Origin of the sequence: Nostoc sp. DedQUE07, assembly GCF_034530975.2 — a bacterium.
Lineage (GTDB): Bacteria > Cyanobacteriota > Cyanobacteriia > Cyanobacteriales > Nostocaceae > Nostoc.
On sequence record NZ_JAVRCC020000003.1, the window covers coordinates 260270 to 274650 of the forward strand.

The 14381-nt window shown below is 37.5% G+C and carries 10 protein-coding genes and 1 pseudogene; 7 read left to right on the forward strand and 4 right to left on the reverse strand.

The features are described from left to right. The first annotated feature begins 13 nt into the window (after positions 1 to 13). Both RMZ95_RS03925 and RMZ95_RS03930 read left to right on the forward strand, forming a co-directional pair. The gene (locus RMZ95_RS03925) at positions 14 to 1600 is read left to right on the forward strand and encodes a hydantoinase B/oxoprolinase family protein (RefSeq protein ID WP_322686028.1); all 1587 of its coding nucleotides are present in this window, start codon (positions 14 to 16) and stop codon (positions 1598 to 1600) included. Positions 1601 to 1770: 170 nt separating this feature from the next. Continuing rightward, a complete protein-coding gene (locus tag RMZ95_RS03930) occupies positions 1771 to 2601 on the forward strand; it encodes a peptidoglycan-binding domain-containing protein (protein WP_322686029.1) in 831 nt (276 codons plus the stop codon). A 367-nt stretch (positions 2602 to 2968) separates the two neighbouring features. On the opposite strand, the gene cobO is transcribed toward RMZ95_RS03930, so the two are convergent. The 3 genes and pseudogenes from cobO to RMZ95_RS03945 all read right to left on the reverse strand — a co-directional run. Continuing rightward, positions 2969 to 3646 carry a cob(I)yrinic acid a,c-diamide adenosyltransferase gene (gene cobO / locus RMZ95_RS03935; RefSeq protein WP_322672760.1) on the reverse strand — a complete coding sequence of 226 codons (678 nt, stop codon included), beginning with the start codon at positions 3644 to 3646 and terminating at the stop codon, positions 2969 to 2971. A gap of 337 nt (positions 3647 to 3983) precedes the next feature. Continuing rightward, complete coding sequence (locus RMZ95_RS03940; protein ID WP_322686030.1) at positions 3984 to 4439, reverse strand: GFA family protein; 456 nt, start codon at positions 4437 to 4439, stop codon at positions 3984 to 3986. Between the two features lie 150 nt (positions 4440 to 4589). Further along, positions 4590 to 4742 (reverse strand): annotated as a pseudogene (locus tag RMZ95_RS03945) (IS1096 element passenger TnpR family protein); the annotation flags it as partial. Between the two features lie 195 nt (positions 4743 to 4937). On the opposite strand from RMZ95_RS03945, the gene RMZ95_RS03950 reads away from it, so the two are divergent. The 3 genes from RMZ95_RS03950 to RMZ95_RS03960 all read left to right on the forward strand — a co-directional run bounded on the left by RMZ95_RS03950 (position 4938) and on the right by RMZ95_RS03960 (position 12190). After that, a complete protein-coding gene (locus tag RMZ95_RS03950) occupies positions 4938 to 5474 on the forward strand; it encodes a nucleotidyltransferase family protein (RefSeq protein ID WP_322686031.1) in 537 nt (178 codons plus the stop codon). Positions 5475 to 5658: 184 nt separating this feature from the next. Then, positions 5659 to 11085 (forward strand): AAA family ATPase, encoded by a 5427-nt coding sequence (locus RMZ95_RS03955; protein WP_322686032.1) that lies wholly within the window; start codon positions 5659 to 5661, stop codon positions 11083 to 11085. A 442-nt stretch (positions 11086 to 11527) separates the two neighbouring features. Further along, a complete protein-coding gene (locus RMZ95_RS03960) occupies positions 11528 to 12190 on the forward strand; it encodes a nuclear transport factor 2 family protein (RefSeq protein ID WP_322686033.1) in 663 nt (220 codons plus the stop codon). Positions 12191 to 12380: 190 nt separating this feature from the next. On the opposite strand, the gene RMZ95_RS03965 is transcribed toward RMZ95_RS03960, so the two are convergent. Next, positions 12381 to 12797, reverse strand: a complete 417-nt coding sequence (locus tag RMZ95_RS03965; RefSeq protein ID WP_322686034.1) for a (2Fe-2S) ferredoxin domain-containing protein — start codon at positions 12795 to 12797, stop codon at positions 12381 to 12383. 222 nt (positions 12798 to 13019) lie between these two features. Here RMZ95_RS03965 and RMZ95_RS03970 point away from each other — a divergent pair, with 222 nt between their 5' ends. Further along, positions 13020 to 13412 carry a carboxymuconolactone decarboxylase family protein gene (locus RMZ95_RS03970; protein WP_094350326.1) on the forward strand — a complete coding sequence of 131 codons (393 nt, stop codon included), beginning with the start codon at positions 13020 to 13022 and terminating at the stop codon, positions 13410 to 13412. Positions 13413 to 13467: 55 nt separating this feature from the next. Beyond that, positions 13468 to 14283, forward strand: coding sequence for an alpha/beta hydrolase (locus RMZ95_RS03975; protein ID WP_322686035.1), 816 nt, complete (start codon positions 13468 to 13470; stop codon positions 14281 to 14283). The last annotated feature ends 98 nt before the right edge of the window (positions 14284 to 14381 follow it).

Consider the following 14381-nt stretch of genomic DNA (forward strand, 5'->3'; position numbering starts at 1 on the left):
ATAGAAATTAAAAATGCACAGAACATCTCAACCCGATCCTGTTCGCTTAGAAATCTTTAAAAATCTCTATCAATTTATCGCCGAACAAATGGGAATTGTGTTGCAAAACACCGCTACATCAGTGAATATCAAAGAAAGGCTGGATTTCTCCTGCGCAATTTTTGACTCATCGGGATTATTAGTAGCAAATGCCCCACATATTCCCGTACATTTAGGCTCAATGAGTGAAAGTGTCCGCAGTTTAATTAACGATAAAGGCGACACCCTAAAACCGGGAAATGTTTATCTATCTAATAACCCCTATAACGGCGGAACCCACCTTCCTGATGTCACTGCAATTACCCCTGTTTTTTTGGAAAATAGTGAAAATAATCCATGCCCCATGCCCAATGACCAATGCCCAATGCCTTTATTTTTTGTTGCTTCTCGCGGACATCAAGCAGATATTGGTGGAATTACTCCCGGTTCTATGCCTCCCCACAGTACCACAGTAGAAGAAGAAGGAATTCTCTTTGATAATTTCCTCTTGGTCGAAGAGGGAAATTTTCAAGAAACCACAGTCAGACAGCACCTTGCAAATCATACTTATCCTGCTCGTAACCCTGACCAAAATATCGCTGATTTTAAAGCCCAAATTGCTGCAAATGAACGGGGAGTTCAAGAACTTTGTAAAATGGTTTTACAATACGGAATTGACACTGTTCAAGCTTATATGACATTTGTGCAAGCTAATGCTGAGGAGTCTGTTAGGCGTGCGATCGCAGTTCTCAAGGATGGCTCATTTACTTATAAAATGGATGATGGGGCGCAAATTAAAGTTAAAGTAACTATCTACCCAGAAAACCGCAGTGCTACTATTGATTTTAGTGGAACTTCTTGGCAGCTTAATAGTAATTTTAATGCTCCTAAAGCTGTAACTCAAGCAGCAGTTTTATATGTTTTCCGTACTTTAGTTGATGATAATATTCCTCTGAATGCTGGGTGTCTTAATCCTTTAGAAATTATTATCCCAGTTGGCTGTATGCTCAACCCAACCTATCCAGCCGCAGTAGTCGCGGGTAATGTCGAAACTTCTCAAACTATTGTGGATGCTTTATATGGTGCTTTGGGTGTTATGGCTGCTTCTCAAGGAACGATGAATAATTTTACTTTTGGTAATGAGCAATATCAATATTATGAAACTATCTGCGGTGGCTCTGGCGCGGGGATTAATTTTAATGGTATTGATGGTGTTCATTCTCACATGACTAACTCTCGTTTGACCGATCCAGAAGTTTTAGAAACTCGTTATCCTGTACTTTTAGAAAGCTTTAGTCTTCGTCCCGATAGCGGTGGCAAAGGAAAATATTCGGGTGGTAATGGAGTTGTCCGCCGCATTCGATTTCTTGAACCGATGACAGCTAATATTCTCTCTGGTCATCGGGTTATTCCCCCCTTTGGATTAAATGATGGAGAGGCAGGAAAAGTAGGACGAAACTGGATACAACGTCAGAATGGAATTGAAGAGAATTTAGACAGCACAGCAACGGTAGAAATGAAAACTGGGGATGTTTTTGTGATAGAAACTCCTGGTGGCGGTGGTTTTGGTAAATGCCAGTGAAGAAGGCAGGAGGCAGCACTTCGGCTCCTTTCGACTTCTCTACGAGACGCTACGCTCAAGCAAGTCGTCTTTCTTTTTCACTATCTGTAGTCGCACACCTCTAACGTCTCAAAGAGTTGCAGCTTGTCGTCACACATCGCTTAACCTTCAGAACGCCTTGCAAACAAGAAATGTTAGATTTGTTTATTTCTACTTACCTAATTTTTGTAAAACAAGATACATTAAATGGTAGTTTAATCGCAAAGGAACCAAAAAGCATGGCCGTTAGTAGCCCTGAAGTCATCCGTCACATATTGATTGGATTGGGATATTTAGCTCCTGAGATTGATCCTAAGCCGGATCTCACTAAATTTGCTCCCTGGAAGCGAAATAACAACTCCTTGACTGACGATCCTACTGAAGAAGCTATTAAAAAGTTTCAGAAACAGTACTCACAAAAACTTGTGGTTAATGGTAACGCTGATGCAGAGACTCGAACTGTCATGGAAGAAACAGTCATCGGGCTTCAAAACAGATTGAAGTTTCATGGTTTTGCAACCAATGCTGAAATTCCTCCAAACAAGCCTTTTTATGGCCCGGCTACTTATACAGCAGTCAAAAAATTTCAGAAATCTCAGGGTTTAACTGAAAATGGTATTGCTACTATTGAACAGCGTCAAATTCTACAGCAATCTAGTCTGACAGATAAGCCCCAGACTCCGCCTCAGTCACAACTAAAGCTGAGAGATTTATGCTTTCAATTCCAAAAGAATCCTCAAAATCCTTCTTACATTGCAGCGTTAAATAACTTACAACAAAATCTACCCAAGGACGTTTTACACAAAGTTACTAACAAATGGAGGGGGACAAACGATCAAAATCCTGAGATTGTCAAGCTGACGAATCTGTTTACTTATTATGATGACAATAATGCAAATCATCGTGATGCACTAAATCACTTACAAAGTCAGATTACCCCAGCCATCTCTCAAGCATTTTTAAGCCTTTGGAATAAGAAGTAACAAATGGGACTGATAGCAGAAGTCTCAATTCAGAATTCAGAATGGGCTACGCCCCGCTGCGCTAACAGAAGCAAAATACGCTTTCTACCTAGATAACAGATTTAGCTTGTGTACCTCATCAACTTGAAATCTGCTTTTTTACATCTGATACCAATTCAAAAAATGTTTACGACAGATAAGCCCACCCACGCTGACGCGCACCCCTTAGTAAGGGCAGGGTTGGTGATATATATCATCTATGTGTTGCATTCTTTTTTCAAATTGGTATGACATATGAGAATTAAAAACCAGGTTTCTAATCTCTGCTGAGTAGGAAACCTGTTTTTTAATAATTCTGAATTCTAAGTTCTGAATTCTGAATTCTGATTTAATATTCAATTCCCGGTTGTGCTTTTACACCTTGATCGCGGAAAGGGTGCTTAACTAGAGTCATTTCAGTTACTAAGTCAGCACGCTCAATTAAAGCAGGTGGTGCGCCTCTACCTGTGAGAATAACGTGTTTGTTAGCGGGTTTTTGCGCCAAACCTGCTAAAACGTCTTCTACTGGTAAGTAAGCCATTTTGAGGGCGATATTGATTTCGTCTAACAACACTAGATGAAAGTCTGGGTTGCGAATGTATTCTAACGATTTTTCCCAGGCGGCGCTAGCTTTGTCAAGATCGCGATCGCGGTCTTGAGTTTCCCAGGTAAAGCCTTCGCCCATTGCGTGAAATTCTATTTGGTCTTCCCAATAGCTGAAAACCCTTTTTTCGGAAGGTTCCCAGCTACCTTTGATGAATTGGACGATCGCTACTTTATACCCATGACCGAGCGATCGCAACACCATCCCCAAAGCCGCAGTGGTTTTACCCTTACCGTTACCAGTATTTACAATAATTAATCCTTTTTCTGGTACAGCTTCTGCTATGCGCTTGTCTTGCACTTCTTTGCGTCGCTGCATTTTTTTCCGGTACTGTTCATCAGTCAGAGATGAAGACATTACCTCATCAATTAAGCGCCCAATTTCTTGGTCTGGGTTCAATTCTGGTGGTGTATCGTTTTTCATCAAGCTTGTCTAGAAATAACTGTTAAAAGTGTTGAAAATGAACCAAAATCGTCTGATTTATCGAATTACACTTACATTACTTGATTGGAAATGTCCAGTAAGCTTTCATATGAAATATTAATAGTGTGTTAGCTTTATTAATAATTTGCACACAGGTGGAACTATATATGATACACAAGCTGAACTTATAATTTGAGTTTACTATTACTGTTTTAAATAATCTAATATGTTCATTAAAGTATTTTACCAGTAAAATTTTATTATGTTGTTTAGTACAATGATAAGTTAGATACTATAAGTATCATAAGTATGATATCTAATATCAGAACTTATGCATTTATGGATGTTCTTGTTTCCATTTTTCCCATAAAGGTTGCGTATCCTCTGGTTGCCCGTCATAGTTGAGCAATTGGTCTGAAATTATCACCCATGACTGGGCACTGCGTGTCCAAATATTACCCACTGGGCGTAACCAACTTGTATCATCTAAGGTTCCAGCTTTGACATTGATAGTATTTGAATTGTAAGTCCGTTCATGGAACAATCGCGTTCCGCAGTCGCCACAAAACAGGTTATTTACTTCACGTCCGGTATCATTTTTCCGAGTCCAAGCTTTCGGTTTTCCCTGAACAATTACAAAAGTATCTCGTAGTACTGTAAGGGACATACCAAAGGCACTAGACGATTGTTTTTGACACTCTTTACAATGACATAGGTAAAGTGTTAATGGTTCGGTATGAATTTCATAACGAATCTGTCCACATTGACAACCTCCAGTATATGGAAGACTCACAGTTTTTATCTCCTAAGAATTTGTATTGTTTTATTGTAACTAAAACTACTTCATTATAAAAGCGGATTTTATTAGACACAAATAGAAGACATCTGAACATGAATATATTTTCATTCTCTGCACTTTCCTAAATCCTTTTCATCACTCATCCTAACTCCAATACTGTTGAGGTGCATTTCCGTGAACTTCTAAAATCTTCGGTTTTTGGATTTTGCTATCAAGTGGATTAATTGCTTCTAACTGGACATCAAATTTCCAGTTTTCACCAAAATCATAAAGATAGGTCATTTTACCACCCGGTTCTAGATATAAATCTAAATTCTAAATTCACAATTTAACCTTCTGTGCAACGTGTTTTATTTATACTATTAATACAGAATTTCTCATGATAAACATTGACGTGCCAAGTGTCACAACAGGACTATCAATCCCGTAAGTTTAATGAAATGCGAATGATAATATTTTCACCTTCTACTTGACTAATCCCAGGAATTTGATATGAATAGTAACACTCGCCTACAGATGATTTTAGCTGATACACGTATTAATACAGTATTACCTGCGATCGCTCAACTAAATCTACCTAACTGGTGGTTAGCCGGGGGTGCAGTCCGAAACACCGTTTGGTCTTCAATTTTTGGCAATGACTGTGGGTTAGGTATTAAAGATTTTGATATTGCATTCTTTGATATAGAGGGAAACCGTTCCCAAGAACTAGCAGCAAAGGCGATTCTCACAAAACAATTTCCTGATGACGAGTTTGATGTCAAAAATCAAGCCAGTTTTGCTCGTTGGCGGCTTGGTAGCAGACCTTACACTAGTACAGAGGATGGCATCACAGATTGGCTGCACACCGCTACTGCTGTGGGAGTTCGACTAGATACCCAGGGACAATGGCAATTTTTCACACCCTACGGGTTGGATGACCTATTTGATGGCATTATTCGACCTACGCCAACGCATACTCATAATTTGGATGCCCATAATAAGGCATCTGGATTTTTACAGAAGTGTCCTTATCTGCGGTTGGCGTAAAAGTTACAATCACATTTTAGCCACTAGTTTCTATTACAAAAGAATAATTACTTGTTAATGTACAAACCTTAAGTACGGAATCCCAATGTTAATAATTTGATCTTGCTGGGAATAATTAAACTAGAACCCCTTTCACCGCAGAATGGGTATGACACTAATTTTATAACTTTATAGTCAAAAATCAATGCCAAATCGTACTGGATACCAAATCAACTCCACTCTCCACGAAGGAATCCAAACAATTATTTATCAAGCACAAACGCCAAAGACGCAACAGCGAGTTATCCTCAAGCTGCTTAAAAATGAATATCCGACCCTTGAAGCCTTTACTCGCCTTAAAAATGAGTATCAAATTCAACAAGGTTTAGACCATCCCAATATAGTTAAAGCTATCAGTCTAGAAACCTTTGAAAACCGTGTAGGATTATTGCTAGAAGACTTTGGTGGTCAGTCCTTATCTCAACTACTCCAAATAAAAAAACTTGACTTAATTAATTATTTAAAGATTGCTATTCAACTTACTAAAGCTTTAGATTATTTGCATAATAATCAGATTATTCATAAAGATATCAAACCTAATAACATCATAATTAACTCCCAGACAGGTATTGTTAAACTCGCTGACTTTGGTATAGCCTCCCGTCTCAATAAAGAAAATCCCCAATTTAATAACCCTAACTGCGTCGAAGGCACACTTGCCTATATGTCTCCTGAACAAACTGGGAGAATGAATCGCATTCTTGATTATCGTACTGACTTTTATTCTCTTGGTGTGACTTTATATGAAATGCTCACTGAGAAAACACCATTTGTTAGCCAAGATCCCTTAGAAGTAGTTTATAGTCACATTGCAGTTCAAGCGAGAAACCCGCAATCATTAAATTCAAAAATTCCTGCCGCCATCTCTAAAATTGTAATGAAGTTGATGGCAAAAAATGCGGAAGATAGATATCAAAGTGCGACAGGATTATTGGCAGATTTAGAATCATGTCTCAAGCAGTTAGAAACAAAGGGAATCATTACTGATTTTGTGCCAGGTCGTTTAGATATATTGAGCCAGTTATTAATTCCTCAAAAATTATATGGTCGTGAAGAACAAGTTAATGAACTTTTAGCTGCATTTGAGCGAGTTTCATCTGGAACTAGTGAAATGATGCTAGTTTCTGGTTATTCTGGGATTGGCAAATCAGTTCTAGTCAATGAAGTTAATAAACCAATTACTCGTAGACAAGGGTACTTTATTTCTGGTAAATTTGACCAGTTAAAACGGAATATACCTTATGCTTCTTTAATTCAAGCCTTTGCTTACTTAATGCGATATTTGCTGACCGAGAATAATGAAAAAATAGAAATATGGCGTAGTAAAATATTAGTAGCTTTAGGAACAAATGGAAAAGTTATTACTGACGTAATTCCAGAAGTAGAATTAATCATCGGTATACAGCCGGAAGTTGCCCAAATTGGTGCAACAGAATCACAAAATCGTTTCAATCATGTTTTTAAAGAATTTATCCAAGTTTTTACTCAAAAAGAACACCCATTAGTCATATTTTTAGATGATTTACAATGGGCAGATTCAGCTACTTTAAATCTAATTCAACTGATCGTAACTGATACCGATAGCAAATACTTTTTATTTATTGGTGCATATAGAGATAATGAAGTTAATTCAGCGCATCCTTTAATCCAAAAGATAGAAGAGATTAAGAATAGTGGGACGGTTGTTAATAATCTTGTATTACAACCCTTAAATTTAGGCAATGTAACTCAGCTAGTTGCCGAAACTCTTCAAAAATTAGAAGTGAAGCAGGATGAAGAAACAGCAGTCTTTAACCAAGACATTATTAAACTAGCTGAGTTAATTTGTAATAAAACAGGTGGAAACCCATTTTTTATAACACAACTAATTCAAGCACTTCATCAAGAAAAACTGTTAAAATTTGACTTTGCTAATGCTAAATGGCAATGGAGTCTAGAGGATATTCAAGCAATTGGAATTACCGATAAGAATGTAGTTGAATTAGTTGCCAGCCGAGTTGAAAAACTACCACAGTTCACCCAAAATGTTTTAAAATTAGCAGCATGTGTGGGTGACAGATTTAGTTTGGATGTTTTATCGATAGTAAATGAAAAATCACCTTCTTTGACAGCAAATGATTTACACTCAGCTTTGCAAGCAGGATTAATTCTGCCTTTAAATGAAGCTTACCGCATCCCTTTAGTTTTTAATCAAGAAGAAGCGGTTAATTTAAATTTCGACACTTCACGGGTGGGTTACAAGTTTTTGCATGACAGAGTACAACAAGCAGCATATTCCTTAATTCCAGAAGAACTTAAGAAATCTATTCACCTGAAAATTGGGCAATTGCTTCTTCAAAATATACCTAAAGAGGAAATAGAAGCTAACATTTTTGATATCGTCAATCAGTTAAATGTAGGTATTGTTAACCTGATAGAGCAATCTGAAAAAACTGAATTGGCACGATTAAATTTAATTGCAGGACGAAAAGCTAAAGCTTCTACAGCTTACGAAGCTGCTCTTAAATACTTCACAAATGGGATAGAACTTTTAAATATAGATGCTTGGCAAACGGAATATACCTTAACTATCGGTTTATATGAAGGAGCCGCAGAGGCAGCCTATCTGGGTGGTGATTTTGAGCAGATGCAAACATGGGCTAAGGTGGTGCAGCAAGAAGCCAAAATTCTTTTAGATAAAGTGAAAGTCTATGAAGTACAGATTATCGCTTCTATCATTCAAAGCAAACAACTGGAAGCCATTCAAATAGCAGTATCAATTCTGCAATTATTAGGAATAAATTTTCCAGACGAACCGACATCAACTGATATTCAGCAGGGGATGGATGAAATTGCTGTTTCTTTGAAAGGGAAAGCCATTGCAGATTTAATTAATTTACCATTAATGACCGATCCTAACAAGATTGCAGCGATGAGAATCTTAATGGGAGTTCTTCCTGCGGCTTTTCAAACTGCTCCGGCAATGATGCCAATTATTGTCTGTAAAATGGTTAATTTGTCTTTAAGGTATGGAAATACAGCTGTATCTGCTTATGGTTATAGTCTTTATGGATTACTTCTTTGTGGAATTCAAGGAGAAATTGATTCTGGCTATGAATTTGGGAAACTAGCTTCTCACCTAGTGTCACAATTTAATGCTGAAGAACTCAAGGCGAAAATTCTGACGGTTGTTAGTGCCCATGTTATGCATTGGAAAGAGCATGTTAGAGAGACATTAACATCATCAATGTCAGGATATTCTAGTGGTCTGGAAACTGGAGATTTAGAATATGCTGGTTATTGTGGTTACATTTATCCCTATCATTCATTTTGGCTGGGTAAAGAACTTTGGGTTCTAGAAAAAGAACTGATAGCTTATTGTGATTCGCTGAAAAAAATCAATCAACAAGTAGCTTTCACTTGGAACTCAGTGTATTTGCAAACAGTTTTGAACTTGAAAGGAAGTTTTGAAAATGCGGACTGTTTAATTGGAGAAGCCTACAACGAGCAAAGTATGCTGCCAATTCATCAGCAAGTAAATGACCTTTACACAATTAACCATTTATTTGTTAATAAGCTAATGCTCTCTTACATATTTGGAGAGTATTTTAAAGCTGTAGAAAATGCTGCGATCGCAGAAAACTCTTTAGGTGGTGTTACAGGGTTGTTTGTTGTCCCAGTGTTTTATTTCTACGATTCTTTAGCCCACTTGGCAATATATCATACTGCTAAAGAGTCTGAGAAGCAAGCTATTCTAGAAAAAGTTCAAGCTAATCAGCAAAAGATGGAACTCTGGGCTACTCATGCTCCTACCAATCACTTACATAGATTTTATCTCGTAGAGGCAGAACGGTGTCAGGTTTTGGGTCAAAAGCTAGAAGCAATGGACTATTATGAAAACTCGATTGCCAAATCTCAAGCAAACGGTTTTCTCCAAGAAGAAGCTTTAGCCTATGAGTTAGCTGGAAAATTTTATCAGTTTCTAGGTAAAGAATTAATTCATCAAACTTATATAACTAAAGCCTATTATGCCTATATTCGTTGGGGTGCGATCGCCAAAGTTAAACACCTAGAATCAAAGTATGTTTTTCTAGTAGGACAAACTACTACCATAGAAAACACTAGTTCAAAACTTGATACAACTCATATTACCACTAACACTACTACCAATAACAGCTTAAGCGATTTTCTAGATTTTAATGCATTCATCAAATTTTCACAAGCGATTACTAATGAAATTGTTTTAGAAAATTTATTGGGTAAGCTAATCCAAATTTTACTAGAAAATGCTGCTGCCCAAAAAGCAGCACTACTCTTACTTAAAGATAATCATTTGTATATTGAAGCTTCTGGAAATGCTACTGATGATGTGGTGACGGTTTTACGTTCTATTCCGGTTGAAACCTATCAAGATTTACCACTGTCTGTGATTAATTACGTTCTCCGAACTCAGCAATATATTGTATTAAATGATGCAACAGTTACAGAGCCTTTTAATTTTGATATCTATATCCAAAAATCTCGAATAAAATCAATCTTTTGTTTGCCGATTATGTACCAATCACAGCTTACTGGTATTATTTATTTAGAAAACCAATTATCATCAGGGGCTTTTGTTCCAGAAAGGGTAGAGGTATTAAAAGTCTTAGTTTCTCAAATGGCTATTGCAATAGAAAATGCCAGTTTGTACACAAAGGCGCAAGATAAATCTAAAGAGTTAGAACAATCGATAAAAGATTTACAAGAGGCGCAACTACAGCTTATCCAAAGTGAAAAAATGTCTTCTCTGGGTAATTTAGTTGCAGGTGTAGCACACGAAATAAACAATCCCATTGGTTTTATTACAGGTAGTATTGCCCAAGCAAAAGATATTGTTAAAGATTTAATAGACTATCTGCAACTGTACCGAGAAAAATTCCCCAATCCTGGCGCTGAAATTGAAGAAAAAGCTGAAGAGATAGATATAGATTTTCTGCTAAAAGATTTACCAAAAATGATTGATGGTATGACAGTGGGAACACAGCGTATTCGCAATATTAGTACATCTCTTCGTACTTTTTCTCGTGCTGATACTACCTCCAAAGTATTAGCTAATATCCATGAAGGTATTGATAGTACCTTGATGATTTTACAACATCGTCTGAAAGCCGATGGTAATCGTCCAGCAATTAAGATTATTAAGCACTATGCAGATATCCCATCCGTGAAATGCTATTTGGGACAATTGAATCAGGTGTTTATGAATATTATTGCAAATGCAATCGATGCTTTAGAAGAAGCAAATATCGGTCGTGATTTTTTAGAAATTCAAGAAAAGTATCCTAATATTATTACTATTGAGACTTCTCTAGAAGTAGATAATGACAAGGTGGTAATTAAGATTCAAGATAATGCCAAAGGAATGCCTGAAGCAGTTAAAGAATGCATTTTTGAACATTTATTTACTACCAAATGTGTAGGAAAAGGTACGGGATTAGGATTATCCATTAGTCGGCAAATTATAGTTGAAAATCATGGTGGAAATTTGATTTGTGAATCAGTCTTGGGACAAGGAACACAATTTATAATTTCTATTCCAATTTTGGGGGAATAAAGAATTTTTGATAGTTTTCCTTAAATTTCGGTATGGATGCGGATGGTTTGCAGTATTCTTGATTAAATTAGTTTATATCTGCATTGGCAATTTTGATAAAGTGAATTTTCGATAAATTTACTGTTTCTCAAGGGTGATGGTTGCGTAAGTCCTGTATGTAAGTAGTGACTTTATTACTTAATCAAATCAATACAAAGTTAGTTACAATTAGCACTTGTAACTTATTAATTAACTGTTATAACTAATTGTATACATCAACTCTTGTATGTACTAGCTTTATCATTTACTAGAAAAAAGATTTTCTAGTAGATATAAAAGTCAATTACTAGTGAAGTCTACAAGCATATTAGACAGTTTTGATGGGCTAAAAATATTAGCCTAAACTTTAGTTTGTAGTAAAGTACAAGATGCAAAAATCGTAAATAATTAAGGGAATCATCTTGTGGAAAAAAGAAGAGAAAATGGGGGAATAGTTTCAAAAGCTATTTCGTTCCTGTTAAATCGTATAACTTTAATTGCGCTTGCAGTTATTCTTGTGCTGTTTGTTGGAGGTAAGTTTGAGGTAGCAAGTGCAACTCAACCTAATGCAGAATTAGAAATTCAAAAATTAACATCCTGTTACGCCCTGGGAACTGACGCTATTGGTAGAGGAAATCTCCAAGAAGGAAAAAATATTTATCGGGATTGTTTTACTCAAGATTCAGTCCTTACCGCCATTTTTCCTGATGGGGCAACTCAAACAAATTATGGGACAGATTCTTGGGCAGATTTTGTCTATTCAGTATTTCAAGGAAATGGTTACACGGCTACTCAACACTTGATGGGTACAATAAACATTTCAATTCAAAATAATCAAGCAACGATGACTTCTTATCTCCATGCGACTCACAAACGCTCGGAAACCAGCATTGATGTCGCTAATGGCACTTATGAAGATCAAGTCGTTAACAGAAATGGGCGTTGGAAAATTCGTAATCGTACTCTCAAACTCATCGATTTCTTGAATCTCAGTTCGCCAACTACTGCTTCTTCAAGCACTAATGCTCGAAGTGCTAATTCCTCAACTACCTTTATAAGACCAAATATACCTCGTATAAAAGAATAATTCTTGAGACCAGAATGATATTAATAGGGGTTGGATAAGTATTCTTTACCTCCCTAATAACCTGTAAAAAGGGGTGAATTCCAATATTCACACCCTTTTCCCTTTTTTATTTGCCACTTGATTGAAACATAGTGCAAGGTCGAATCCAGTCTGATATTCAATAATTAGAAGCTTTAACAAAGTTTTGCCGTCAGCTTATATTCTGTTTGATGTATGAATAGAGAAGTTCGCGATCGCTTGGAGAGTTTATAATTAAGCATGGACTATTTCCGTGGCTTCCATTACTTACAATAACTACAGTAATGCCCATCCGGGGACAAACTCCTAAACAACTGGTGCTAACTACCCGAAAATCACCCCATAATCCCTCAAACTTTAAACGAGATTTCAACCAATTCTCTAAATCTTCGGAAGCGGTTGAGCCTAACCGCTCGTTTGCACATTGCGAACACACAAGCACCAAACCAGATTCCCATCGGGGAGAAACAGTTGAAATAGAAGTTTCTAATCGAGTATTTATTAGAGGTGGTAGTTGCTGAGAATTGGATGCAGACCTCTTGAGGATACGTTTGAGTAATGCTTTAATACGCTGTAGGAATTTTTTCATAGACTACCCCACCTATTTATCTGACAAGATAGTGTAAATTTCCTGTTTAGTCTGTTCTATTAGAACACCCAAGAAATGCTAGTCTATGCCAAGTCGTTTGTAGACGATGTAGAATTTTCACCTATGGACGCCTAGAGGACATGATATTACTATCTTTAATTGCAACTCAGTATTACAATCTAGGGGTTCCCACTCGCTGGGGAAACTATATGGAATCAAAACATGACTAAGCTGATTGAATACGAAGAAGCCAGCGACGAAGTACGTGCAGTGTATGACGACATCCGCGTTACACGTCAGAATGACTACATCAATAACTTTTGGAAAGCCATAGCCAACCATCCTCCCACCCTGCAACGAACGTGGCAAGCGTTGAAGGAAGTGATGGTTAGCCCTGGTGAGATCGATCCACTGATGCGCGAACTGATTTATATTGCTGTGAGTGCAACGAATGGCTGTGAGTATTGCATCGCCTCGCACACAGCGGCAGCACGTGCCAAGGGTATGAATGATACTATGTTTGGGGAACTAATGGCGATCGCAGCTACTGCTAATATGACCAATCGCCTCGCCAATGGCTATCAAATTCCGGTGGACGAGAAATTCAAGACGTAGGAATTTAGCCTTGTCTATCCCTACTTAAAAATAAGGTTTAGCAAAATCATTTACTATGCCCAAGGTTCAGATTAACGGGATTGATTTGTTCTACGACATTAAGGGAACAGGTGAGCCTTTGCTATTAATAGCTGGCTTTCTTTGCGATCATGCTTATTGGTCGCTGATTATGCCATCGCTGGTTTCGCAGTATCAAGTCATTCGCTTGGATAACCGAGGTATGGGGAGAAGTTCTGCTCCCGAAAACCCCTATAGTCTGAAGCAGATGGCTAGTGACGTTGCAGCATTGCTCGATCGCATCGGCATCGATCGGGTGCATTTAGCAGGTCATTCAATGGGTAGTCAGATAGCTCAAGAGCTAGTGTTAGCACACCCTGAAAAGGTAAAAAGTCTGATACTACTTTCATCTTTGGCAAAAGGTGATGCATTATTCAACAGCATCATTGAGACTTGGGGCGAACTTCCTAGCAATGTAGACCTAAAACTTTATGAAAAAGTTATCTTGCCCTGGATATTTACAGATACGTTCTACTCAATTCCTGACACGATCGAAGGTCTGATTGAATTTGCTATCAGATATCCTTTCCCGCCTGCAACTCATTCACTTTATCATCACAGCCAAGCCATCCTTAGTAGTAACACAATAGACCGCCTCCAAGAAATTCATTGTCCTACCTTAGTTCTGGTTGGTAAACAAGATATTCTCACTCCGCTAAAGTTTTCTCAACAACTTGCTCAAGGTATTCCCAATGCTGAACTTGTAGTCATCGAACGCGGTGGTCACGGCTTCTTGATTGAGTCGCCGGATGCTGTAGTTTCAGCTATACTCAAATTTCTGGGGAAGTTGAAGCCAACTTATAGCAATTTTTGATTATTAACAACAGAGGTAAAAGGTTTTTGTTAACGCAGGTCTGGGTTGCCGAGTCGCGCTGGACGTTTTTTATTCATGATGTATCACTAATAACATCA